Genomic DNA, 23230 nt, shown 5'->3' with positions numbered 1-23230 from the left:
CACCGCAGTTTTCGATTCGGGGAGGATTTCCGTCGTTTCATAACATTCGTTCGATAGTTACGAATACATAACTATTCAGTGACAGTTATAGAACGCGTCGATCGGGGGTGGGTCTCAATCGCGGTGATCGAGGTATCCGAGGACGCCGCGGGCGTTCATCGCCGCCTCCGCGCGGGCCTTGCGCTCGCCCCAGACGTCGACCATCTCGGCGGTCTCCCTGAAGTGGTCGACCGCGGCCTCGTCGTCCTCGAGTTCCGCCCGCGTCTCCTCGACTGAGGCCACCCAGTCACTGAGCACCGTCGCGTACTCGTCGAGGACTCGATCGAGGTCGTCGCCGACCTCGCGCGGGCCGAAGTGGGTGTACAGCAGGACCTGGGGATCGATCTCCGCGAGCGTCTCGAGGTCGTCGAGACACTCCTCGAGATCGAAGTTCGACGGCGGCGTCGTCTCCCTGATCTCCGCCGTTTCGGGAACCCAGATTCCGGCCGCGTCGCCGGTGAAGACCGCGTCGTTCGCGGGATCTTCGAAGACGACCTGGTGGAACGCGTGGCCCGGTGCCTCGTGAACGTGCAGTTCGTGTTCGCCGAGATCGATCGTCTCACCGTCCTCGATCTCGACGACCCGATCCTCGGGGATCGGCTCCGGGTCCGCGTAGAACTCCCACTGATCGCCGACGGCGGCTTTCGTTCCCGCGACCAGTCGCGACGGATCGACGAGCAGATCGGCACCGGCGGCGGGCACGTAGATGTCGGCGTTCGGGCACCGGTCGGCCAGAAAGCCCGCTCCGCCGGCGTGATCGAGGTGGATGTGCGTGACCGCGACGACCTCGAGGTCCGTCCGATCGATCCCGACCTCCTCGAGCGCGTCGAGGATCAGTCCGTGGTTGGTCCCCAGCCCGGTCTCGACGACGGCGGGTCGATCGTCGTCGAGGATATAGACCGCGCCGTACTCGCTCGTGTCGTACATCCCGGTGTCGACGTAGTACAGGTCCGAACAGTTCCCCGCCGTAACCTCGCGAACGTCTCCGACTTCCATACCGAATAGCCACTCGCGCGACGTGATAAAAGGTGTCGACGTCGATCGCCGGCGGGGTTGGCCAGCGCCTGCATCGACTGTCGTGCGCGGGCGTCGGATCGTCACCCGTCGTCGATCCGTTCGTCGAATCGATCGCGCCCGTCCTTCCACTCGCCGATGCCCGAGGGATCGAGGTGAACGTGGGCGTCGCCGACGTCGTCGATCGCACGCAGACGGCTCACCAGTTCGGACTCGACGTCGTGGGCCTGCCGGAACGGCATGTCGCCCTCGACCTCGACGTGGACCTCGACCTCGAGGACGGTGCCGTCGTAGAAGACCGCCAGATCGTGGACGCCCCGGACGTCGGGATGGTCCCGGAGCGCAGCCGTGATCTCCGTGCGCTTCGCGGCTGACGGGGCCGCACCGATCAGGTAGTCGACGTTCTCGCTACCGATCTCGACGCCCTGGTAGACCACGAGCAGGCTGACGAGCGCGCCGGCGATCGGATCGAGCACCGGGAACCCCGCCAGCACGCCGAGGACGCCGACGATGGCGGCGACCGAAGTGTAGATGTCGTTGAGGCAGTCCGTCGCGAGTGCCGCGAGTGCGGTCGACTGCAGGCGATCGTTGATCCGGACGGTGTAGCGGTAGACGAGGTACATGTCGACGATCGCGAACCCGAGCGCTGCGAGGAGCAACGTGTTGAACTCGATGTCGGTTCCGTACAGCAATCCCTCGACGGACCGGTAGAGCAGGTTCAACCCGAGGAGCGCGATGACGGCACCGACGAATAGCGCCGTCAGGGGTTCGATCCGATCGTGACCGTGCGGGTGCGTATCGTCGGGTTCGTCGAACGCGCTCCGCCCCCAGACGAGAACGACGACGCTGGCGACGAGATCCGCGAGGGAGTGCGCTGCGTCGGCGAGCAGAGCGACGCTTCCGAAAACGTACCCCGCCGCACCCTCGGCGACGATCTTCACGACGTTGCCGAGGACGTTGACCCACGCCGCTCGCGCGAATCCGCCCCGGCCGCCGTCCCCGGCCACAGTGTCCGCCATTGTCCGGTTTAGATGGAGTCTAACCTTGGGTCTTTTCCTTTTTCAACGGCGTGCAGTTGCGAGCCAGGGTACCCCCGACGCAGTCGGTGGCATCGATCGATTCGAGGTGCGTGATCGAGAGCGCATCAACTCACGATTCGATCGGTAGCTTTCGCAGTGCTCATTGCCGGCCCGCGTGAACGGCTCCGTATCCGGGCGTCACTGCACACCCGATCGCACGACGGCTGTGCGCCCGACACGAAGATCGGTTCACTGGCACCGAGCGCACAACAACCCGACCCTCGCTCGGCGGTTCGAGCTCTTGGGGTGTGTTATACTACCACAACCGTTATGTCACAGCCGATGGATGACGACCCATGGCGAACCGAAGTCCTCCGACCGCGTACCGGGCCGTCGACCGATGGAACGACGTGTTCGACGCACTGCGAGCCGAGCCGCGACGGCAACTCGTCCTCTCACTCCTCGAGGCGTCGATCGACGGATGGATTACCCTTCCCGACGCCGCGGCCGATCCGAATCGCAGCGTCGACCGCGAGACGTTGACCGTCGAGTTGTTCCATCACCACCTGCCACTGTTGGCCGAGTCGGGCTACGTCCGGTGGGAGTCCGACCCGTTTCGCGCGGCTCGCGGTCCCCGGTTCGACGAGGTCGCAGTCGTCGTCGAGTCCGTCCGGGAGAACGCCGATCGGCTCCCCGAGCGACTAGTCGACGGCTGTCACACCCTCGAGCGGGAGCGACGGGAGGACTCCGGGCTGTCGCCGCGTCGGTGAGGAACGCGTTCGACCGTTCGCGTGCAGGGCCCAGGATCGCCACAACGCCCGCTTCCCGGTAATTTTAACAGGTGACTTCGAAAGGTACTGGTATGGGTGTCCGGAGCGACTTCTGGTCGATCTATCGCGAAGCGCTCCCCGTTCTCGTGATCGCGCTCGGCGGCGGTCTCTTCTCCGGCCTCGTTCTCGAGGGCATCGTCGAAAGCGTCGCGCGCTTTCCGGGCCTGCTCGTGATGGTGCCGGTCTTTCTCGCGACTCGCGGGAACGTCTACGCCGCGCTCGGCGGGCGGATCTCCAGCGGACTCCACCAGGGGCTGCTCGAGCCGCGATTCGAGTGGAACGATCGACTCGTCAACGCGGTCGTCGCCTCGTTCGTCAACGCGATCGGGATCTCGATCGTCATCGGCGTCATCACGTGGCTCGCGTTGCTGGTGCTGGGCTGGGAGGTAGCCGCCCTGTACGAACTCGTCGGTATCATGGTGATCGCCGGCGTGTTGACCTCGGTCGTGCTGATCTTCGGACTGCTCGCGTTGATCTTCGCCGGCTACACGTCCGGCTACGATCCCGACAACCTCGTCGGCCCGATCGTCACCACGCTCGGGGACATCTTCGGAATGCTGTTCATGCTGTTCTCGATCAGGCTGGTCGAGGTGATCGTCTGATGGCCGGGTCCCGCGGCCCCCGGGAGTCGCTGGGGACGTGGAACTGGAAACGGATCGTTCGCAGCCAGTTTCCGCTGCTCGTGGTCCTCTCGGTCATCGTCCTCTGGGCGGGCATCACGCTCGAGGGGGCCGAGGAGTTGCTCGAACGGTACGCCGTCCTCGCCATCATGGTCCCGACGATGGTCGGGACGGGCGGGAATCTCGGCGCGATCCTGAGCGCCCGCCTCTCGACCCGCCTCCACCTGGGGACGACGACGTTCGACCCGCGGAACCGGGAACTGTGGGCCAACGTCGCCGCGATCCTGGCGCTCGCCGCGACCATCTTCACCGCCCTCGCGATCGGCGCGTGGCTGCTCGGACCGGTCATCGGGACGCCGATCGGCCTGTCGACGCTGCTCGTCATCTCGCTCGGCAGCGGTCTCTCGCTCGCCGTCATCGCGATCGTCTGCAGCTTTCTCGCGACCTACGGCTCCTATCGGCTGGGGATCGACCCCGACGACACGACGATCCCGATCGTCACGAACGTCGTCGACGTCTTCGGAATGGTCATCTTCATCGGCATCTCGGCACTCGTGCTCGGGTTTTGAGACGTACGTTTTCACGAGGACCTCCCTCGCTCGCGTCGTTCACCCGGTCGAACCCGTCAAAAACTTCGACGCGAAAAGGCCGCCTCCGAAGGATTCCGCGTGCTCGTCCGGCGGGCTTCGAGGTCGGCGAGCGATCGGACTTCGTCGAGAGACCGCGTGCGTCCCGATCAGGCCCGGGCCAGTTCCTCGAACGCCGCCGCTGCCGTCCGGGTCCCCTTCGATATGAGTACGTCGCCGCCCTGTACCTCGGCGTCCGCGTCGCCGACCAGCAGCCACCCCTCGCCGGGCCGGCGGATGGCGATCACCGACATCGTCGTCTCGGTGTCCGGCAGGCCGTCGACGATCGGCGTGCCGTCGAGGTCGCTGCCGGCCTCGACCGTAACGTGCGTGATGATCTCGTCGCTCTCCTCGACGGCCATCCCGACGACGGGGTGGACCTCGATGTTCCGGAGGACTCCCTCGCTGATGTCGACCGCCGCGTCACTGATGACCTCCGTCGAGTTGCCCAGGTGAATCAATCCGCGGAGGGCTACCGGGTCCGACGTGTCCCCGGCCGCCCGGAGCGTCCAGGCCTCGAACCGCGATTCGAGCGCGTCGACCTCGACCTCGAGGTTCCGGACCTCCTCGGCCAGGGCCTCGCTGTCGAACAGGACGGCGCTGTAGGCCAGGTCGACCGCCAGTTCGGAGAGGTTCTTCATGTGGACGATCGTGTCCACCGCGCGCTCTAAGTCCTCGATGTCCGAGGCCGCCGCGGTCGGGGGCTCGTAGGCCGCCCCGGTCAGCGTCTCGAAGACGTCGCCGATCGCGACGTCCGGTCCCCGCAGCAGCGCCGCATCGTCGGGCCTGATGGTGGTCGTCGGCCCGGGGTTCAACAGCCAGTCGTCACCCCTCCGGAGTGCGATCACGCGTACCCCCGTCTCCGATTCGAGGTCGATGTCTTGGAGCGTCCGATCGGCGTACAGCGAGTCGGCGTCGACGACCCCGCGGACGAGCGTCTCCACGGCGTCGGGTAGTGCCGCCCGCATCGCCTCCGGGAGACCGATGTCCTCGAGGACGACCTTCGCGATGTCGCCGGCGGCGTCGCTGATCGCGTCGGCGGCGGCGACGATCCCGAGCACCGGCGCGAGCCGCTCGGCGTCGTCCGGGCTTCGCGTCGCCATCATCAGCCCCATTCGCGCCCGCATCTCGAGGACGTTCATCTGCTCTTCGAGGCGCAGGACCTCCGTCGCGATGTCCTCGCTCGAGTGGAGGACGGCCGAATAGGAGAGGTCGATCAACAGCTCCGCCGTGTCCTTCATCTCGACGAGCACGTCCTTGACGTTGACGGGCTCGTACTCGATCGGTACCGACGCCTCGCCCTCGAGCGGATCCATACTCTACCTGAGCCCCGCTCGGCAAAAAAGCGTTTCCCGGACCGATCGGCCGTCTTTCGGAGACGCGTGTCCACTCGTTTGGTAGCACCGAAGGCACCTCGAAACCCATCCGCTTTCGGGACGGGACGAGCGTTGTGAAACACGCGGCGCCTGAACCGGGCAGTGGCGGGCGGTTCGTGACCCGCGAGGACGGCGGCTTCCGACACGGTTTTGGACGGGCGCAAAGAACGGACGAGCAATGATCGATCGGACCTACCTCCGCGAGCATCCCGACGAGGTACGCGACGCCCTCGAGAACCGGGGCACCGACGTCGACCTCGACGAACTACTCGATCTCGACGAACGCTGGCGGGGACTGAAGGCCCGCGGCGACGAACTGCGCCACGAACGCAACCAGATCACCGAACGGATCGGGAAACTGGTCGCCGAAGGGAAAGACGACGAACGAGAGGAGGCGATCGACCGATCGAAGGAACTCAAATCGGAGATCGAGGAGATCGAGACCGAGGCCGCCGATTGCAAGGACGAACTCGATCGGCGCATGCTCGAGGTGCCCCAGATACCCCACGAGAGCGTCCCGCTTGGGGTCGACGAGCGCCACAACGTCGAGGATCGGCGCTGGGGATTCGACGACCTGCGCGACCTGCCCGACGCCGTGACGCCCCACTACGACCTCGGCGAGGAACTGGACGTCATCGACGAGGGACGCGGGGCGAAGACGACCGGCGCCGGCTTCTACTTCCTCAAGGGCGACGGGGCCCGCCTCGAGCACGCCCTGATCCAGTTCATGATGGACGTCCACCGCGAACAGGGCTACGTCGACCTCTTCCCGCCGGTACCGGTCAAGAGCGAGGCCATGCGCGGCACCGGCCAGTTCCCCAAGTTCACCGACGACGCCTACCGGCTCGGCGGCAGCAACGAGGAGGACTACGAGGACGACGACCTCTGGCTCTGTCCCACCGCGGAGGTGCCCGTCACCAACATGTACGCCGACGACATCCTCCTCACGGACGACCTCCCGCTGAAACACCAGGCCTACACCCCCAACTTCCGGCGCGAGGCCGGCGAGCACGGCACCGAGACGCGGGGGATCGTCCGCGTCCACCAGTTCAACAAGGTCGAACTCGTCAACTTCGTCGAACCCGAAGAGAGCTACGACCGCCTCGAAGGGCTGCTCGACGAGGCCGAAGAGGTCCTCCGGCAACTCGATCTCCCCTACCGGATCCTCGAACTCTGTACCGGAGATTTGACCTTCGCGAGCGCGAAGACCTACGACATCGAGGTCTGGGCTCCCGGCGACGACATGGAGGACGGCCCGGAGGAAGGCGGCCGCTGGCTCGAGGTCTCGTCGGCCTCGAACTTCGAGGACTTCCAGGCCCGCCGCGCCGGCCTGCGCTACCGTCCCGAGCGCCACGAATCGGCCGAGTACCTCCACACCCTGAACGCCTCGGGGCTCGCGCTGCCGCGCGTGATGGTCGCGATCCTCGAGTACTACCAGAACGAGGACGGCACCGTCACGATCCCCGAGGCCCTCCGGCCGTACATGGACGGCCAGGAGGTCATCGAGGGCCACGAGAAGGTCGGCGAGGCCGCGCTCGGTGCGGGCGATCGGGAGTAACGAGCCGGACCCCATCCCGATCCCGAAGCGACCGCTCGCGATCGGCGAAACGAGGAGCACGTCGGGTACCGAACGGACTGCAGGAGGAACGTCCGTTTCGAGTATAGTTCGTCGAAACGGTTATGAATTCTTCCCGAGAAATCTCGTTATGTATCTCGATGTTCGGCAGAAACTAATCGCCTCGATCGTCGGCCTCCTGTTCGCTCTCGGGGCCATGCTCCTGTTTCCGTGGTGGCTCGCGCTCGTCGCGTACGGGGCGATGTTCCCGTTTTTCGCCAGGGTTCTCGCGGCGTGAACGGCGGCGTCACGGCTCGCGGGGAACCAGTCCACACCGATTCCGTTCCCCGATCACGGGACCCGCTGCGTTTGCGGCGGACCGGACGTGGGCAAATACAGCCGACAGTATCGGGTCGCGTCTCGGCCGACAGTATCGTTTATATCGATCGACGACCGTCCTCGAATATGACCCGCTACTACGAGGACGTCGAGATCGGAGAGACGATCGACTGCGGGAGCTACGAGATCTCGAAGGACGAAATCATCGAGTTCGCGGAGAAGTACGACCCGCAGCCGTTTCACCTGGACGAAGACGCCGCGAAGGACTCCTTCCTGGGCGGACTGGTCGCCAGCGGCTGGCAGACCGCCTGCCTGTGTATGCGCCAGAACGTAAAGCACATGGACGATCGCCAGTTCGCGGGCGCACGCGGCGTCGACGACCTCCGGTGGATTCAGCCGCTCCGGCCGGGCGACACGCTCTCGGTCGAGACCGAGGTCGTCGGGAAAGAACCAAACGAGACGTATCCGTCGATCGGAAACGTGACGATGGAGACGATCGGACACAATCAGCGCGACGAACCGGTCATCTCCTACTGCGCGCTGGGGATGATGGAGCGGCGGGACTCGGCCGAGTGACGGACTCGTTGCTGGTACTCATAAGAGCGTCGAGACGCGGTGGAATACACCGCTTGCACCCGCGAGTGCGTCCGCCGTACGAATGCACGAGCGGCTTTTTTGATCGTGATTTTTTGCTCAAGAGTGAGCGAAGCGAGCCCGAGAGGAAAAGAGGCCGTTAGATGTAGTCGATCGACGGCGGCAGTTCGAGCTTCATGCCCTTGCGCTCGCGGATCTCCATGATCTTCTCGCGCTGGAGCGAGTCGGACATGACCTCGAAGCCGGCGTTCTCGGTGTTCCAGGAGGCACGACCCTCGGTCGCGGAGCGGATGTCGCTCGCGAAGCCGATCATCTCGCCGACGGGCGCGATACCCTCGACGACCATGAGGTCTCCTTCCTGGTACATGTCGTCGACGCGGCCACGACGACCCTGGATCTCGCCGGAGGCGGCACCCATGTGGTCGTTTGGCACGTCGATGCGGACGTCCTGCATCGGCTCGAGCATCTTGATCTTGCCGTCGATCAGGGCCTTGTGGACGGCTTCACGCGTGGCGGGGATGACCTGTGCCGGACCGCGGTGGATGGTGTCCTCGTGCAGTCGGGCGTCGTGCAGGCGGATGAGCGTCCCCTGGACCGGCTCGTTGGCGAGCGGGCCGTTGTCGAGCGCTTCCTCGAGCCCCTCGATGACGAGTTCCATCGTCTCGTTCAAGTGCTGGATCCCCTTCGTGTCGTCGATGAGGATGTTCGTCCCGTGCATGTGCTCGACGTTCTGGGACGTATCCTTGTCCATGCCGGCCTCCTGCAGGGCCTCGCGGCGCTCCTGCTCGGGCATGTCCATCGACGCCTCGCCGAGCTGGATCGTCTCGACGAGTTCGTCCGACATCGGCTCGATGGAGATGTAGAAGCGGTTGTGGCGGTTGGGCGAGATGCCCTCGACCTGATCGCTCGGTTCCTGGGGCTGCTCGCGGTAGACGACGATCGGTTCGCCGGTGTTGACCGGAATGCCCTGATTCTTCTCGATACGCTGGGTGATGACCTCGAGGTGGAGTTCACCCTGTCCGGAGATCAGGTGCTCGCCGGTGTCCTCGTTGATCTCGATCTGGATCGTGGGGTCCTCCTTGGACACTTGTCGCAGCGTCTCGATGAGCTTCGGCAGATCGTCCATGTTCTGGGCCTCGACGGCCTTCGTGATGACCGGCTCGGAGATGTGTTCGATCGACTCGAAGGGGGTCATCTCGACGCTCGACACCGTCGAGCCGGCGATGGCGTCCTTGAGGCCGGTGACGGCGGCGATGTTCCCCGCTGGAACTGCTTCGACTTCCTCGCGCTCGCCACCCATGTAGATGCCGACGGACTGGACGCGGTTCTTGCCCGCGGTCCCGGAAACGTAGAGTTCCTGGCCCTTCTCGAGGGTACCCGAGAAGACGCGACCGGAGGCGACTTCGCCCGCGTGGGGGTCCATCGCGATGTCGGTGACCATCAGGACGACCTCCCCGGACTCGTCGACCAGACGCATCGACTCGGCGAGTTCGGACTCGTCGTCACCGCGCCAGATCCGCGGAATACGACGGGGCTGGGCGTCGACGGGGTTCGGGAAGTGCTCACAGACCATGTCGAGCACGACGTCCGACAGCGGCGTGCGCTCGTGGAGTTCCTGGCGCTTGCCCGACCGCTCGAGTTCCATGATGTCGCCGAAGTCCATGCCGGTGCGTTGCATCGACGGCATCGAGACGCCCCACTTGTACAGTGCGGAACCGAAGCCGACGGTCCCGTCCTCGACGGAGACAGTCCAGTCGTCGACGTCGTCTCGTTCCTTGGTCATCCCGCGAATGAGTTCGTTGACGTCGTGGATGACCGAGAGGAGGCGCTCCTGCATCTCCTGGGGCCCTTCCTGGAGTTCCGAGATGAGGCGGTCGACCTTGTTGATGAACAGGGTCGGCTTGACGCCCTCACGCAGCGCCTGGCGAAGCACCGTCTCGGTCTGGGGCATCGCCCCTTCGACGGCGTCGACGACGACGAGCGCGCCGTCGACGGCGCGCATCGCACGGGTCACGTCGCCACCGAAGTCGACGTGGCCCGGCGTGTCGATGAGGTTGATGAGGTGGTTGGTCCCCTCGTACTCGTGGGTCATCGACACGTTCGCCGCGTCGATCGTGATCCCGCGTTCCTGTTCGTCTTCCTCCGTGTCCATCGCCAGCTGCTCGCCGGCGGTCTCGTCGGAGATCATGCCGGCCCCGGCGAGGAGGTTGTCAGAAAGTGTCGTTTTTCCGTGGTCGACGTGAGCGGCGATGGCGATGTTCCGGATGTTCTCCGGTTCGTCCATCAACCGTTCACACTCTTGGACGATCTTCTTGCGTCGGCCCATATACCCCCCATTACCGGTAGCGGGGTCAAAAGGGTAGTGTTTCGTCGCGAGTCGAATCCGCCGAATTTCCCCGTTGGGGCGCCGGAATTTCCAATTTGCGTGAGTGAATACCACGCATCGAGGCGGGGCCCGATCGGGCGTCGGCGGGCGACAGACGCCGGTCGGTCCCCGATCGCACCGATCGTCGCCGCTCGATCGGTCTTCCGGGACGATCGTCCGGACCGGTGCGGGCGATCGCCGATCCTGTCGCGGTCGTCGATACCGGGCGTAAGAGACATACTTCGAGGGGACATGGTATCGGTACGCATGGATGTCCACGTTCAGGGACCGGGGCCGACCGCACCGTTTCTCAGCGCCCGGGACCGCTTCGAAACCGAACACGACCTCTCGCTCCCGGTCGAGGTCCAGTTGCGGGACGATCCCGACGAACGCACCTGGGCCGGCCACTACGACGATCGCCACGTCCTGAACATCTCGCGACAGGCCGCCTCCTCGGCGATGGCCCCGGAACTGGTACTCCACGAGTTCGCCCACATGGCCAGGTACGAACAGGAACACCCGTCCCACACCCAGTCGACCGAAGAGGCTCTCTATCTCGCGCTCGCAGGCAAATCCGTCGAACGGCGCAAACTCACCCACTGCTACCAGATCGCCAACCACATGAAAGACATCTACGCCGACGACATCACCCTCTCGGTGGGCCCCGGCGAGAAACTCCTCTCCTTTCTCGAATCGAGTCTCGCGGCAGCAGTCGCCGATCGGCCCGGTCCGCCGCCGCGACCGGGTCTCGAGCGGATCTCGCCGAGTGCCGATCCCGAGATCACGGCCGTGAACGCGGCGTTCGCGCTGGCACTCGCGGAGCGTCACGACCTCGTCGGCGACGGCCACCGACTGTACGACATCGCACACGCGGCATCGATGGACGCACCACAGGTCCCGTTCGGGGAGTTCAAACGCCGGTTCCGGGAACTCGCGCGCGATCCCGATACGAGTAGCTACCGGCAAGTGCTCGTCGAGGCGACCCGGTCCTACGTCAGCGGTGCGGAACCCGCGGCCGATTAGCGATCAGTTCTGGACGCATCCGGTGTGGAACGGTTCTACGGGATCGATACGCCTCCGCAACGGTGCCGGTTTTGCGTGATCGATACGCCTCTGCAACGATGCGATCGATTCACGGTTCACCACCGCTCGAACCCTCGAAAACTCCGGTCACCCCGAGTCGCTCGCTCCTCGTCCTGTTCGACCAGAACGTTTAATGTTTGACACGGACAACAGTTGGAACATACAATTGATGTTCTCGGCCAAGGACCGCCAGCAGGAGCCGGCCGACGATTCGTTTACCGAAGAGTTGTCACGGTTGAAACGGCAGGGCGCGAGCGTCCTCGTCGTCGGCTCCGTCCACCCCGAACATCAACGACGGTCCGCTCGACGCCTGCTGGGTCACGCGTCCGATCGGGTTCGTCGCCGCGTGCTGGTCTCGACGAACAGCGACGGCCACCACCGCTCGCTCGTCGACGAGCCATTCTCCTCGGACCCGCACCGGATCGTCCACTACGAGAGCCAGACGCGTAGCGCCGTCGCACAGGAATCGGGCGGCGACGGGCACACCACGCCGGCGATCGACGACGGTAACGCGGCCACCGTGGAAACGCTCGTCGACCTCGGCATCGCCATCTCGGGCGCGATCGAGAGCTTCGAAACCGACGTCGACGGACTCGAACCCAGCGAACTCCGGGTCGGCGTCGACTCGCTGCTCCCGCTGCTCGAGGACTACAGCACCGAACAGGTGTTCAAGTTCGTCCACCTGACCAGCGGACGCGTGAAAGACGTCGACGGAATGGTCCACTACCGGCTCCCCGTAGAGCCAGACACCAGCGTCGTCCCGGTTCTGAAACCGCTGTTCGACGTCCTGGTCGAACTCCGGGACCGGAACGGCCGTCCCCAGGAGCGATGGTCCCTTCCGGACACCGGCCACTGTTCCGGGTGGCTCACCTCGCCCGAGGCGTAACAGCTATTTCACCGGCGGCCATCCGATTTGGATAGTTCGACGAACGGTTCCCGACTGCCGCTCTACACTTCGACTCCTCACTCCAATGAAACCGAAATTCGAACCGATCGAGGACGGCCTCGAAATCATCGATCCGATCGAACGGCATCGGTACCGGCTTACGACGCACGGGCCGGTGACACCCGAACCCGTCGACTGCGATCGGATCCGATATCCGATCGATGCGGCTGTCGAGATCACGACCGATATGCTCACACTCTCGACGAAGGAGACGGTGTATATTCGGACTGGAGGCGGCTCGATGCTGGGCGAAGTACAACCCAACGAACAGCAGTCGTTCCCGCGGGGCGAATACACCCTCGACCTGTCTACGTCGATGAAAGTGTACGTGCAGTCAAACAGTGGGATCCACATCTACTCTGATATGAATCGAACGTATATTTCGTTCGAAGATCCGACGTCGACGATCATCGGCGCACGGTCGTATCACACGCGCCCTGCAGAGACGATCACTACGACGAGGGACCCGGCGGACGTAATGACAGCAGTCTCGGCGTTCGGCTCGGCCCTCAAAACGACGACACCGGAACGATCGTATCCAACACTTCGCGGTCATCCGCCAGCACTCGAACTGGGAGACGAGTTGCACATACCAGCAGCGATCGACCGACCCCGGACCGGTATCCGAATCGAGGTGCCCCCGGAACTGGGCCGCGTGTTCGTCGTTACGCCGCTTGCATACTATCTCGGAGCGTCCGTAACACCCGGACCGGATCCGAAGCTCGTAACTGACACAGGGTATACACATCAACTCGAGAAGAACGGCGAGTTCGAATCGACCGTCGAACGAGCGCTAAAGCAGTTGTTCTTGCTCGATTGCGTCGTTCGAACCGAGGGAATGACGCCGCTTTCCCTCCACGAACGGCAAGCCGTCGAACCGGTTCTCGATTTCGACCCTGCAGAAGCGTACGAACACCCGCTCGCCGAACAGGTCGAGATGTTCCTCGAGATTCCGTTCGCCTCGTTGGAGCCACATCTCCCGAAATGGCAACTCGAAACGCAGATCGATTCTCCGAACGAGGCGGTCGAATTTCTCCCGTTCATCGCTGACGACCTCTCGATCGTGAAAATCGGCGAGAGCGATGAAAATCGGAGCGAAAAGCCACAGGTCGAGACCCAGACGCAAGCGATCGAAGCGTTTACGCGAGGAGGGAGTAGCCGGAGTGAACGTTCGATCAGGGGAACGAACACCCGTGCTTACCCTCGTGGTGGGTCGACGATTCCGACGATCCGACAGCGGTGGAGCGGGACAAACTCGTCTCCGATCACGAGTACGACCCCGTTGGCGGCGTTTCACAACGACATCGGACGGACGCCGAAAGACGGCCCGATCGCGATCGACGTCGTCTGTAACGACTCGGAGATGAACGAAGAACTCGAAACGGTAAACGAACTCTACGGAAATCACGAAGAACTTCCGTTCGACGTGACAATTCATCACAACCTCACGAAGGACGAGTTCGAACGCGTTCTCACGCACGAGAGCGATTTTTGTCATTACATCGGTCACATCGATACGGACGGATTTCAGTGTTCGAACGGTAAATTCGACGCCAAATCGATCGAAACCGTCGGACCGAAGGCCTTCTTGCTCAACGCGTGCCAGTCGCACGACCAGGGGCTGTATTTGGTAGAAAAAGGCAGCATCGGCGGGATCGTAACGCTCACCGACGTCGTCAACAGTGGCGCCGTTAGCGTTGGGAAGACGATCGCACGGTTGCTGAACCAGGGGTACCCGCTTTATGCTGCGCTGGATATCGCTCGAAAGAAAAGTGTGATCGCTGAACAATATTACCTCGTCGGAGATGGGACGACGACGATAGCTCAGTCGAAAACAGGAGTTCCAGAGGTCTGTTCGGTGGCGCAAAAAGACGGGGAGTGGAAGGTCGAAATAGAGACTTACATAGGTTCCAATGGGACAGGCGGGCTATTTATTCCGCATTTAGAACCGATCACTTCTCATTACCTCTTCCCCGGAGAAACGGAGAACATCCCAGTAACGACCACACAATTATTAGATTTCCTATGCATTGACAGTATTCCGATCGTATTTGATGGAGAAGTGACTTGGAGCGAGGAATTTCTACAGAAACGGCTTGGAATTCAAGGGCCGAAATAAGCACTGTTCGACGCTGCAACGGTACCCGTATTCGACAGGAGCACCGTAATCGTGAACAGGACGCCGATCATTCGCGGGTGATTCGTCAGGTATTCGGTTAGGTCCGTCATGGTACACCTGACCCATGGAACGCCCTCGTAATGAATTTATTTTAATATATCATAGATAGCAATCATAGTATTATTCTCTGATTTAATCGGGCGAAACGTATAGAATACTAATACAGGCGCTCAAACTGGTACGTGGCTGCTTCAGAGGGAAAGTTGCAGACCAATCGATCAGTCGTCGAGCAATTGCCGCAACGCTCGATCGAACTCGTCGCTCGACAACTCGTCGCGAATCGCTGCTGCACGCTCGCGACACTCGTCCAGTTCCCGGGTGACGGACTGATATTGATCAGCCGCGTCGACAGCCGACTCCAGTTCGGTCTGTAGCAACGCACGTTCGGTCGCCAGACGATAGAACTCGCTCATCGTCTCCTCGTATGTCTTTTGCAGAGCCAGTCGCTCGATCGTCCTGTACAGCGTTTCGTCCGTCACGGGTTCGACGAGAAACTCGTCGGCACCGCGATCGATCGGATCCGTTGCCGGGACGTCAGTGGTGAGCGCGAGGATCCGAGTGTCGGGGGCGTGCTGTCGGACCGTATCCAGTACTCCGCGCGCGTCCGGTGCATCGAGACCCCAGTCGAGGACGAGTAGATCGTAGTGTTCGTCGATCTGTTCGAGGATCGATCTGTCGAAGTTCGCGTAGGTGATGTGCATGTCCATCCGACAGTGATCTGCAGCCGGACTCCCGAGAGACAGGTCGGGATCCACGACGAAGAGGTGAACAGTAGATTCCAGCAACACGTCTCGTTTCAGTAGTGGTCGGCAGGTACTATTAAATCTGGTCAGGGGAGAGTAACGTGTCACATCGAACCACACGGACACTGGTGTACGTGCGAATCCAGAAGGGACTGGGACGTACGACCCGCCATCCTTAGACGGCAGAATTCGAAAGACGCGATCGTGGATGGGGGCGATTTAACGAATTCACTAGCGGCGTCCTGAAAGAGGCGAAAACAGATCCCGCGTTAGCGTGCAGCCGCCGCAACGCGCTCTTTCTCTTCTTTCTGGCTGATCGCGTACGTCTGGACGTCGTAGTTGGCGGCACCGACGAGCTGGTTGGCGATCGCTTCTGCAGCGGGCGTCGCAGTCTTGAACGAGTCGTTGTAGACGCCTTCGGCGAGGAACTTCAGGGCCTGGTCGACCCGTCGCTGGGGAGCGACGTCGACGGCCTTGGGGACCGAGATGCCACCGTACTTCAGGCGGACGGTCTCCTCGCGCGGGGCGGCGTTCTCGACGGCGGTCACGAGCACCTGGATAGGGTTCTCCTCGGTGCGCTCGTTGACGAGTTCGAACGCCTCGCGGACGTGGTTGAGCGACTGCTGTTTCTTGCCCGTGTTCTCTTCGGTCTGCATTAAGCGATTGATGAACCGCTCGACGATCGAGACCTGGGACTTCTTGAACTGCTTGCTGGCGTGGCGGCCCGCGGTGTGGGCGATCGGCGTCACCGTGATGTAGCGTTCGGTGGAGGGGTCGCCGTACTCGATCTCGCCGATCTCCCACGTACCGAACAGCTTCGCGGAGACGTCGGCACCGCCTGCCGGGGCGTCAGGATCCGGTTGGTCTTCTGCAGCCATGGTTATCGCACCGGTTTCTCTGCGTTCCCGCGGACCAGTTCCTTGAGCGCGACGCCGTTGACCTTGTCGACCTTGTAGTTGACGCCGGAGAGGTCGCCCATCGCACGTCCCTTCGCCCCGCCGATTCCGGCGATGGTGACTTCGTCGTGCTCGTCGATGAACGAGATCGCACCGTCACCAGGACAGAACGCGGTGACCTGCTTCCCGTTCTTGATCAGCTGCACCCGGACGCACTTCCGGATCGCCGAGTTGGGCTGTTTGGCTTCGATGCCGACCTTTTCGAGTACGATACCTCGGCCCTGCGGAGCGCCCTCGAGGGGGTCGGACTTCTCGCGAAGTCCGCGGGCGCGGCGCGCGTAGTCCGAGTCGGACCACCGCTGCTCCTGGCGGTCCTTCTTGAGCTTGCGCGCGGCGTATTTGCCGTTTGCCATGGACGTCGATATCCGTCGGAGCCACTTAAGCGACCCGTTTCGAGTTGCCCATTACGGCACGAGAACGCTTTAGATACGCCGCTCGGCGACTCTGCGGGCGTCTCGCGGATTCGAACGACGGCCACAGCGGACGTTAGCGACGCTCGGACGCCCTGAGGTTCCCGAACGAAGAAGCGAGTGGACCGATCGACCGTCAGATCAACTGCACGTCGTTGATCCCGAAGTGCCGATCGGCCAGCGTGCGCGCAGCGTCGATCGTTCGGCCGTTCGATCCGATCGCGACGCCGTGATCCTCCTCGGCCACCTCGACGTAGGCGACGGTGTCGTCGTTCTCGCTGATCGTGACGTTGTAGACGGCCGCCGGTGCGAGCGTGTTCGCGACGAAGGTCTCGGGATCGTCGGCAGCCTCGACGAGACGGACCTGTGCGTCGACGCGGTCTTCGAACTGCTGGACCGTCCGGCCGCCGGGGCCGATCGCGTCGCCCATCCGATCGCTCGCGACGACGATCAGGAGTCGATTCGGGCCGTCGCCGTCCGCATCGTCGACGATGCAGTCCGTTCCGCTGACTCCCGTCACGTCCTCGAACAGCGCGAGGTACTGGCGGGCGTCGTCGGTAAGCCGGACGCCCATCGATCAGTCGGCCTGCCTGCTGCCGGAACTCGTCGATCCCATGCGCAGGTCGACGTCGCCGGTCCCGAGTTTGATCGGTTTGCCGACGATGACGTTCTCGGTGACGCCATCGAGGTCGTCGACCTCGCCGTGAATCGCGGCGTTCAGCAGGTGGTTGACCGTCACCTCGAACGCCGCACGGGCGAGGACGGACTCCTTGGAGCCCGAGATGCCGTGACGGCCGATCGACTCGATCTCACCGCGGTTGGTCATCATGTCCGCGACGAGCATCAGGTGTCGGACGTTGACGTCGTCCAGCCCCTGCTCGGCCAGCGTGTTGTTCGTCTCCTCGATGATCGCCTCCCGGGCGGCCTCGATGCCGAGGTTGCGGTGAATCTCGTGGATGTTGTTACACGTGGTGCGGGAGGCGTCGACGCCCTCGATCTCGAGGACGTCGCCGAAAGCCGATCCCTCGGTGTAGAGGACGAACTCCTCGTTGCCGTCGTCCAGTTCTTCCCGGCGGATGACGACCCGCGAGATGTCCTCGATTCCCTTGAACGTGATGTCGCGCAGTTCCTCGACCAGCTGGAGCAGGTCGCGGTAGGACGGCTCTTCGGGGCCGAACTGGATCTGGGTCCCCTGTTGGACCGTGCTCACGCCGAGGTGGTCCTCGATGATCTCGGCGACCTCCTCGGGCGTGATCATCCGCTCCGCTAAGGTGTCCTCGTTGAGCGAGATCTGGACCCGCATGTCCGCGACGTTCGTCGAGACGTCTCCCAGTGCGAGGATCTTGGTCGCCTCGATCTTCCAGACGACCTCGTGGGCCCGCTCGCGCTCGGTGGCGTACTCGTCCTCCAGGTGGACGGTCATCATCGGGGTGTCCGGGGTCTTCCGGGCGTCGACCAACTCGATGAGTCGGGGTAGGCCCTGCGTCACGTCGATCTCCGCGACCCCCGCGTAGTGGAACGTGTTCATCGTCAGCTGGGTCCCGGGTTCCCCGATCGACTGGGCGGAGACGGTGCCGACGGGGTCGAGCGGATCGACGCGAGTGTCCGTGTACCGGGCCTCGACCGCCTTCGCCAGTTCGTCGGCGTCCTCGACGGTGGCGTCCCCGCGGTCTTCGAGCGTCTCGTAGACGTTGTCCTTGAGCCGACGGGGGAGATCGGTGTCCTCGACGACCGCGATCGTGTCGTCGTCGACGTCGTAGTCGACCTCAGTCATCGGAGGTCACCTCCGGACCCTCGTAGAAGCGACGATCGTCCGCCTTCTCCGAGAGGTTGGTCGGCTCCTGTGTCGTCCCGAGGAACTCTGCTCGCTCTTTCTCGGACGCGAACTCGGAGTCGAGCACGCGATCGGCGATCCGTTCGACGTCGATCTCGTTCTCGTCGCCGGAAGAGACCTTGACCGGCGAGGTACCGTCTTCGCCGAACTCGAACTGGACGATCGTATCGGACGTGTCGCGGACCGTCCCGTCGTACTGGGTCTCGAGTTCGGAGAGGGCGTTGATCAGCCGGCGCTGGAGGTAGCCGGACTTCGACGTTCGCACGGCCGTGTCGACCAGCCCCTCGCGGCCGCCCATCGCGTGGAAGAAGAACTCCCGCGGGGTCAGCCCGCCGGTGTAGGAGTTCTCGACGAAGCCGTGAGCCTCGGCCGAGAGGTCGTTTGGCTTGTAGTGAGAGAGCGTCCGGTCCTCGTAGCCGCGGTTGATCCGCTCACCGCGGACCGCCTGCTGGCCGACGGCACCGGCCATCTGGGTCAGGTTCAGCATCGACCCACGCGCACCCGAACTGGCCATGACGACCGCCGGGTTGTCCTCCGAGAAGTGCTCTTCCGCGATGTTCCCCGCGTTGTCACGCGCGCGGGAGAGCGTCTGCATGATCTTCATCTCGAGGGTCTCGTCGATCGTCCGGCCCGGGAGACTCTCGAGTTCGCCGCGTTCGTAGGCCTCGATCAGTTCCTCGACGCGATCGTTGGCGTCCTCGATCGTCTCGTCGATGCGGGCCTCCGCCTCTTCGGGAATGGTCTCGTCGTCGATCCCGATCGAGAACCCGAAGTGCATGATCGCCCGCATCGCCAGCGTCGAGACCTCGTTGATGAAGATCCGAGAGCGGGTGTTGCCGTAGACCTTCGTGATGGTGTCGACGATCTCGCCGCCGAACTCGCCGACTTCGTCCTCGGCGATGGTGCCCTCGATCAGTTGCCCGCCCTCGATGACGACGTCGTCGCCGACGGTGCCCGTGAACTCGAGGTCGAGGTCGTCGGGCAGCAGTTCGGAGAAGACGTCGTAGCCGGTCCAGAACGGATTCCCTTCGTCGTCGATCCCGCTGGGGTCCGGCAGTTCGTCGATCCGGGTGGCACGCAGCAGGTCGAGCGCCTGGGTCTCGTTGAACTGGGGGTTGTCGTGTGTCAGGAGGTACATCCCGGAGATGTGGTCCTGGATGGCCCCGATGATGTTCTCCCCGAAGCGAGGGCTCAGGATCTGCTCCTGGACGCGCATGAGCACGCGCGCTTCCGCGCGGGCCTCCTCGTTCTGTAAGGCGTGCATGTTCATCTCGTCACCGTCGAAGTCGGCGTTGTACGGCGGACAGACGACGGTGTTCAGGCGGAAGGTCTTGTACGGCATGACCACGACCTCGTGAGCCATGATCGACATCCGGTGCAGCGACGGCTGTCGGTTGAAGATGACGATGTCGCCGTCGATGAGGTGGCGGTTGACCTCCCAGCCCGCGTCGACCTTCTCGGCGAGCTGTTCGCAGTTCTTCTCGGTCACCTTCAGTCGGCGGCCGTCGGGTCGGCGCACGTAGTTCGCACCGGGGTGGCCCTCGGGACCGTTCGCGACGAACCGCCGGGCCTCCTCCAAGTTGCGCTCGGTGACGTTCATCGTCTGGGTCATCTCCTTTGCGACCCGGTCCGGAACGCCGACCTCGTTCAGCGAGAGAGTCGGGTCCGGCGAGATGACGGTCCGAGCGGAGAAGTTCACGCGCTTCCCGGACAGCGAGCCGCGGAACCGGCCCTCCTTGCCCTTCAGCCGCTGAGAGAGGGTCTTGAGCGGCCGGCCGGAACGGTGCCGGGCCGGCGGCGTCCCCGAAATCTCGTTGTCCATGAACGTCGTGACGTGGTACTGCAGCAGTTCCCACAGGTCCTCGATGATCAGCTGGGGTGCACCGGCCTCGCGGTTCTCCATGAACCGCTGGTTGATCCGGATGATGTCGACCAGCTTGTGCGTGAGGTCGTCCTCGGAGCGCTGGCCGTTGTCGAGGGTGATCGACGGTCGCGCCGTTACGGGCGGCACGGGAAGGACGGTGAGGATCATCCACTCGGGCCGGGACCGCTCGGGATCGATCCCCAGCACTTCCATGTCCTCGTCCGGGATGTCCTCGAACCAGTCCCGAATGTCGCTCGGCATCAGTTTGTTCGTGTCCTCCTCGGTGAGGTCGATGTCCAGCGCCTTCTCGATCGCCTGGCGCTGGCTCTCTCGCGGGCGGAACGAACCCGAGAGGATCTCGTTGATCCGGGTGAGCTCGATCTCGGTCTCCTCGGCGAGTTCGTCCGGCGTCGTCCGCTCGACGCCGGCCTCCTCGTCGCCCTGCATCGCGCCGGCGATGCGCTGGGAGTACTCGCTGGTCAGAACCTGCTGGACCTCGTAGTACGTGGTCGGTTTCTCGTGGTCGATGTCGTACTGGATCTCGCCGCAGAACGGACAGCGGTCCTTCTTGCGGGCCTGTCGGATGGCCGCCTTGGTCACGTCGTTCAGATCCCGGCCGAGTTTCCTGGACTCCTCGATCTGACCGTAGAACTCCTCGCGTTCGTCCTCGGTCAGCAGGAGCCGCGAACACTCGCGACACGTGCCGCGGAGCAACCGCCGGATCAGTTTCGTGAAGCCGACGTGGATGACCGGCGCGGCGAGTTCGATGTGGCCGAAGTGGCCATTACACGAACCCGAGTGCTTCCCGCAGGTTTTGCACTCGAGGCCGGGGTCGATGACTCCCAGTCGAGGGTCCATCAGCCCCATGTCGATCGGGAAGCCGTCGTCGTCGTAGGTGTCGGCGGTGATGATCTTCGTCGCGCTCATCTCCCGGTACTCCTCGGGCTCCATGAGCCCGAAGTTGATCTTGCCGATGTCTTTTGGTGTCCCGTTTTGCATGGTCTTAGACGGCGTCCTCAAGTTCGAGTCGTGGCGCGATACCCAGGGCCTTCATCTCGTCGAGCAGGAGCTTGAACGCGTAGCTCATCTCGATCTCGTGGATGTCGGTCTCCTCGTCGCAGTTCGGACAGTAGACCCGTCGTTGTTCGACGTTCTCGACCGCGCTCATCCCACAGTTGCCACAGATGTGGATGAACTCGCGGTCCGACTCGTCGAGCAGTCGTTCCTTCAGCGTCATGGCCGCCCCGTGGCCGATGAACACGTCGCGTTCCATCTCCCCGATACGGAGCCCGCCCTCGCGGGCGCGCCCCTCCGTCGGCTGCCGGGTCAGCACCTGCACCGGCCCGCGCGATCGGGCGTGCAGCTTGTTCGAGACCATGTGGTAGAGCTTCTGGTAGAAGATGATCCCGACGAAGATCTCGGCCTCGATCTTCTCGCCGGTGATCCCGGAGTACATGGTCTCCTTGCCCGCGGAGTCGAAGCCGGCGTCCTCGAGTCCCTGCCGGAGGTCTTCCTCGTCTTCGCCGAGGAACGGCGTGCCGTCGACGCGACGGCCCTCCATCGCACCGAGTTTGCCGCCGATCATCTCGAGGATGTGCCCGACCGTCATCCGCGACGGCAGGGCGTGCGGGTTCAACACGAGGTCCGGCACGACGCCCTCCTCGGTGAACGGCATGTCCTCCTGGGGCGCGAGGTGGCCGACGACCCCCTTCTGGCCGTGTCGGCTGGCGAACTTGTCCCCCAGTTCCGGAATGCGCTCGTCGCGCACCGAGACCTTCGAGAGCTTCGAGCCGTCCTCGCCCTCCATGAGCGTGACGGTGTCGACGACGCCGCTCTCGCCGGAGCGCATCGTCACCGACGTCTCGCGGCGCTTCTGTGGCGAGAGCCCGCCCATGTCGTCCGGTTCCTCGAGGAACCGTGGCGGGGAGGTCTTCCCGAGCAACACGGAGTTCTCGTCGACTTCCGTCTCGGGGTTGACGAGGCCGTCCTCGTCGAGGTGATTGTAGGCCTCCTCGCCGCGAGCCCCGCGGACGTCCTGGCTCGGGATCTCGAAGCGGTCCTCCTGACCGCCCGGATACCGCCGTTCCTCGCCCTCGTAGGTGCGGAAGAAGTGCGAGCGGGCCAGGGCCCGTTCGACCGAGGCCTTGTTCATGACCAGCGCGTCCTCGATGTTGAACCCCTCGTAGCTCATCACGGCGACGACGAAGTTCTGGGCGGCCGGGCGATCGTCGAAGCCGATCTGTTCCGTCGTCTGGGTCTTCACCATCGACAGCTGTGGATAGTGAAGCAAGTGCTGGCGGGTGTCCGGCCGAATGCGGTAGTTCGCGCTCGGCAGCCCGAGCGACTGCTTGATCATCCCCGCACCCATCGTAATGCGCGGCGAGGCGTTGTGCTCGGGGTAGGGGATCATCCCCGCACCGATCCCGAATATCAGCTGTGGGTCGATCTCGAGGTGGGTGTGCTCCTCGTCCAAGTCGTCCTCGTCGACCGCGACGTAGATGTCCTCCTCTTCCTCGGCGTCGATGAACTCGATGTAGCCGTGGTCGACGAGGTCCTCGAACTCGAGGTCGCCCTCGCGCAGCGCTTCGATCTCCTGGTCGGAAATGCGCGGTTCGCCGTCCTCGACGACCAGCAGCGGTCGGCGGGCACGGCCCGCGTCGGCGTTGACGATCACTTCGCGCGTGCGATCTTTCACCGAGACGTTGACCATCTCGCTGACGTCGCCGATGCGTCGTGCTTCCCGGATCTGTTCGGCCAGTTCGTGCGGGTTCGGGTGTGTCCCCACCAGCGACCCGTTGACGTATACCTTGGCTTCTCGTTCTTGGCTACTCATTGTGT

General features: G+C 63.6%; 21 protein-coding genes. 9 read left to right on the top strand and 12 right to left on the bottom strand.

Annotated elements, in window-relative coordinates; translation table 11 throughout:
- Nucleotides 1-114: 114 nt before the first annotated feature.
- Together MUG98_RS22835 and MUG98_RS22830 are read right to left on the bottom strand one after the other, a co-directional pair.
- Complete coding sequence (locus MUG98_RS22835) at nucleotides 115-1035, bottom strand: MBL fold metallo-hydrolase (RefSeq protein ID WP_265109708.1); 921 nt, start codon at nucleotides 1033-1035, stop codon at nucleotides 115-117.
- Between the two features lie 101 nt (nucleotides 1036-1136).
- Nucleotides 1137-2072, bottom strand: a complete 936-nt coding sequence (locus MUG98_RS22830) for a cation diffusion facilitator family transporter (protein ID WP_265109707.1) — start codon at nucleotides 2070-2072, stop codon at nucleotides 1137-1139.
- 356 nt (nucleotides 2073-2428) lie between these two features.
- On the opposite strand from MUG98_RS22830, the gene MUG98_RS22825 reads away from it, so the two are divergent.
- The 3 genes from MUG98_RS22825 to MUG98_RS22815 all read left to right on the top strand — a co-directional run bounded on the left by MUG98_RS22825 (nucleotide 2429) and on the right by MUG98_RS22815 (nucleotide 4091).
- The gene (locus MUG98_RS22825) at nucleotides 2429-2842 is read left to right on the top strand and encodes a hypothetical protein (RefSeq protein WP_265109706.1); all 414 of its coding nucleotides are present in this window, start codon (nucleotides 2429-2431) and stop codon (nucleotides 2840-2842) included.
- Between the two features lie 92 nt (nucleotides 2843-2934).
- Nucleotides 2935-3504: a magnesium transporter gene (locus MUG98_RS22820; RefSeq protein WP_265109705.1), complete on the top strand. Its 570-nt coding sequence runs from the start codon at nucleotides 2935-2937 to the stop codon at nucleotides 3502-3504.
- Complete coding sequence (locus tag MUG98_RS22815) at nucleotides 3504-4091, top strand: magnesium transporter (protein WP_265109704.1); 588 nt, start codon at nucleotides 3504-3506, stop codon at nucleotides 4089-4091. Before MUG98_RS22820 ends, MUG98_RS22815 begins: the two co-directional genes overlap by 1 nt.
- A 167-nt stretch (nucleotides 4092-4258) precedes the next feature.
- On the opposite strand, the gene MUG98_RS22810 is transcribed toward MUG98_RS22815, so the two are convergent.
- Entirely contained in the window at nucleotides 4259-5464 is a 1206-nt protein-coding gene (locus MUG98_RS22810) for a potassium channel family protein (RefSeq protein WP_265109703.1), read from the bottom strand.
- 238 nt (nucleotides 5465-5702) lie between these two features.
- On the opposite strand from MUG98_RS22810, the gene serS reads away from it, so the two are divergent.
- The 3 genes from serS to MUG98_RS22795 all read left to right on the top strand — a co-directional run bounded on the left by serS (nucleotide 5703) and on the right by MUG98_RS22795 (nucleotide 7994).
- On the top strand, nucleotides 5703-7082 hold the full coding sequence (serS, locus tag MUG98_RS22805) for a serine--tRNA ligase (RefSeq protein ID WP_265109702.1): 1380 nt from the start codon (nucleotides 5703-5705) through the stop codon (nucleotides 7080-7082).
- A gap of 148 nt (nucleotides 7083-7230) precedes the next feature.
- Nucleotides 7231-7377, top strand: coding sequence for a hypothetical protein (locus MUG98_RS22800; RefSeq protein ID WP_265109701.1), 147 nt, complete (start codon nucleotides 7231-7233; stop codon nucleotides 7375-7377).
- A gap of 167 nt (nucleotides 7378-7544) precedes the next feature.
- The gene (locus MUG98_RS22795) at nucleotides 7545-7994 is read left to right on the top strand and encodes a MaoC family dehydratase (RefSeq protein WP_265109700.1); all 450 of its coding nucleotides are present in this window, start codon (nucleotides 7545-7547) and stop codon (nucleotides 7992-7994) included.
- Nucleotides 7995-8151: 157 nt separating this feature from the next.
- Here MUG98_RS22795 and MUG98_RS22790 read toward each other — a convergent pair whose 3' ends face one another.
- Nucleotides 8152-10338, bottom strand: coding sequence for an elongation factor EF-2 (locus tag MUG98_RS22790; RefSeq protein WP_265109699.1), 2187 nt, complete (start codon nucleotides 10336-10338; stop codon nucleotides 8152-8154).
- 306 nt (nucleotides 10339-10644) lie between these two features.
- Between MUG98_RS22790 and MUG98_RS22785 the strand changes: the two genes are divergently transcribed.
- The 3 genes from MUG98_RS22785 to MUG98_RS22775 all read left to right on the top strand — a co-directional run bounded on the left by MUG98_RS22785 (nucleotide 10645) and on the right by MUG98_RS22775 (nucleotide 14525).
- Entirely contained in the window at nucleotides 10645-11400 is a 756-nt protein-coding gene (locus MUG98_RS22785) for a DUF5781 family protein (protein WP_265112509.1), read from the top strand.
- A gap of 229 nt (nucleotides 11401-11629) precedes the next feature.
- Entirely contained in the window at nucleotides 11630-12346 is a 717-nt protein-coding gene (locus MUG98_RS22780) for a DUF7504 family protein (protein WP_265109698.1), read from the top strand.
- A gap of 175 nt (nucleotides 12347-12521) precedes the next feature.
- Nucleotides 12522-14525 carry a hypothetical protein gene (locus MUG98_RS22775; RefSeq protein WP_320443096.1) on the top strand — a complete coding sequence of 668 codons (2004 nt, stop codon included), beginning with the start codon at nucleotides 12522-12524 and terminating at the stop codon, nucleotides 14523-14525.
- Here the strand turns inward: MUG98_RS22775 and MUG98_RS25610 are convergent.
- The 8 genes from MUG98_RS25610 to rpoB form a co-directional block, all read right to left on the bottom strand.
- Nucleotides 14510-14596: a DUF7503 family protein gene (locus MUG98_RS25610; protein WP_425601101.1), complete on the bottom strand. Its 87-nt coding sequence runs from the start codon at nucleotides 14594-14596 to the stop codon at nucleotides 14510-14512. The two genes, MUG98_RS22775 and MUG98_RS25610, sit on opposite strands and share 16 nt — an antisense overlap.
- 207 nt (nucleotides 14597-14803) lie before the next feature.
- Nucleotides 14804-15373: a HalX domain-containing protein gene (locus MUG98_RS22770; protein WP_265109696.1), complete on the bottom strand. Its 570-nt coding sequence runs from the start codon at nucleotides 15371-15373 to the stop codon at nucleotides 14804-14806.
- A gap of 224 nt (nucleotides 15374-15597) precedes the next feature.
- Nucleotides 15598-16206 carry a 30S ribosomal protein S7 gene (locus MUG98_RS22765; RefSeq protein WP_265109695.1) on the bottom strand — a complete coding sequence of 203 codons (609 nt, stop codon included), beginning with the start codon at nucleotides 16204-16206 and terminating at the stop codon, nucleotides 15598-15600.
- A 2-nt stretch (nucleotides 16207-16208) separates the two neighbouring features.
- A complete protein-coding gene (locus MUG98_RS22760; RefSeq protein ID WP_006671958.1) occupies nucleotides 16209-16637 on the bottom strand; it encodes a 30S ribosomal protein S12 in 429 nt (142 codons plus the stop codon).
- A gap of 193 nt (nucleotides 16638-16830) precedes the next feature.
- Complete coding sequence (locus MUG98_RS22755; RefSeq protein WP_265109694.1) at nucleotides 16831-17268, bottom strand: NusA-like transcription termination signal-binding factor; 438 nt, start codon at nucleotides 17266-17268, stop codon at nucleotides 16831-16833.
- A 3-nt stretch (nucleotides 17269-17271) separates the two neighbouring features.
- A complete protein-coding gene (gene rpoA2 / locus MUG98_RS22750) occupies nucleotides 17272-18468 on the bottom strand; it encodes a DNA-directed RNA polymerase subunit A'' (protein WP_265109693.1) in 1197 nt (398 codons plus the stop codon).
- Nucleotides 18461-21391, bottom strand: a complete 2931-nt coding sequence (locus MUG98_RS22745) for a DNA-directed RNA polymerase subunit A' (protein ID WP_265109692.1) — start codon at nucleotides 21389-21391, stop codon at nucleotides 18461-18463. The genes rpoA2 and MUG98_RS22745 overlap by 8 nt, the downstream gene beginning before the upstream one ends.
- A gap of 4 nt (nucleotides 21392-21395) precedes the next feature.
- The gene (gene rpoB, locus MUG98_RS22740) at nucleotides 21396-23225 is read right to left on the bottom strand and encodes a DNA-directed RNA polymerase subunit B (protein WP_265109691.1); all 1830 of its coding nucleotides are present in this window, start codon (nucleotides 23223-23225) and stop codon (nucleotides 21396-21398) included.
- Between the last annotated feature and the right edge of the window lie 5 nt (nucleotides 23226-23230).

The sequence above is a fragment of the Halosolutus halophilus genome (genome assembly GCF_022869805.1).
Classification (GTDB): domain Archaea; phylum Halobacteriota; class Halobacteria; order Halobacteriales; family Natrialbaceae; genus Halosolutus; species Halosolutus halophilus.
This window is presented reverse-complemented; position numbering and strand designations above follow the sequence as displayed.

What these genes read in the sequence shown, in the direction of transcription:
- MUG98_RS22835 (WP_265109708.1), bottom strand. Translation starts at nt 1,035, where the DNA reads ATGGAAGTCGGAGACGTTCGCGAGGTTACGGCGGGGAACTGTTCGGAC.
- MUG98_RS22830 (WP_265109707.1), bottom strand. Translation starts at nt 2,072, where the DNA reads ATGGCGGACACTGTGGCCGGGGACGGCGGCCGGGGCGGATTCGCGCGA.
- MUG98_RS22825 (WP_265109706.1), top strand. Translation starts at nt 2,429, where the DNA reads ATGGCGAACCGAAGTCCTCCGACCGCGTACCGGGCCGTCGACCGATGG.
- MUG98_RS22820 (WP_265109705.1), top strand. Translation starts at nt 2,935, where the DNA reads ATGGGTGTCCGGAGCGACTTCTGGTCGATCTATCGCGAAGCGCTCCCC.
- MUG98_RS22815 (WP_265109704.1), top strand. Translation starts at nt 3,504, where the DNA reads ATGGCCGGGTCCCGCGGCCCCCGGGAGTCGCTGGGGACGTGGAACTGG.
- MUG98_RS22810 (WP_265109703.1), bottom strand. Translation starts at nt 5,464, where the DNA reads ATGGATCCGCTCGAGGGCGAGGCGTCGGTACCGATCGAGTACGAGCCC.
- serS (WP_265109702.1), top strand. Translation starts at nt 5,703, where the DNA reads ATGATCGATCGGACCTACCTCCGCGAGCATCCCGACGAGGTACGCGAC.
- MUG98_RS22800 (WP_265109701.1), top strand. Translation starts at nt 7,231, where the DNA reads ATGTATCTCGATGTTCGGCAGAAACTAATCGCCTCGATCGTCGGCCTC.
- MUG98_RS22795 (WP_265109700.1), top strand. Translation starts at nt 7,545, where the DNA reads ATGACCCGCTACTACGAGGACGTCGAGATCGGAGAGACGATCGACTGC.
- MUG98_RS22790 (WP_265109699.1), bottom strand. Translation starts at nt 10,338, where the DNA reads ATGGGCCGACGCAAGAAGATCGTCCAAGAGTGTGAACGGTTGATGGAC.
- MUG98_RS22785 (WP_265112509.1), top strand. Translation starts at nt 10,645, where the DNA reads ATGGATGTCCACGTTCAGGGACCGGGGCCGACCGCACCGTTTCTCAGC.
- MUG98_RS22780 (WP_265109698.1), top strand. Translation starts at nt 11,630, where the DNA reads ATGTTCTCGGCCAAGGACCGCCAGCAGGAGCCGGCCGACGATTCGTTT.
- MUG98_RS25610 (WP_425601101.1), bottom strand. Translation starts at nt 14,596, where the DNA reads ATGATCGGCGTCCTGTTCACGATTACGGTGCTCCTGTCGAATACGGGT.
- MUG98_RS22765 (WP_265109695.1), bottom strand. Translation starts at nt 16,206, where the DNA reads ATGGCTGCAGAAGACCAACCGGATCCTGACGCCCCGGCAGGCGGTGCC.
- MUG98_RS22760 (WP_006671958.1), bottom strand. Translation starts at nt 16,637, where the DNA reads ATGGCAAACGGCAAATACGCCGCGCGCAAGCTCAAGAAGGACCGCCAG.
- MUG98_RS22755 (WP_265109694.1), bottom strand. Translation starts at nt 17,268, where the DNA reads ATGGGCGTCCGGCTTACCGACGACGCCCGCCAGTACCTCGCGCTGTTC.
- rpoA2 (WP_265109693.1), bottom strand. Translation starts at nt 18,468, where the DNA reads ATGACTGAGGTCGACTACGACGTCGACGACGACACGATCGCGGTCGTC.
- MUG98_RS22745 (WP_265109692.1), bottom strand. Translation starts at nt 21,391, where the DNA reads ATGCAAAACGGGACACCAAAAGACATCGGCAAGATCAACTTCGGGCTC.
- rpoB (WP_265109691.1), bottom strand. Translation starts at nt 23,225, where the DNA reads ATGAGTAGCCAAGAACGAGAAGCCAAGGTATACGTCAACGGGTCGCTG.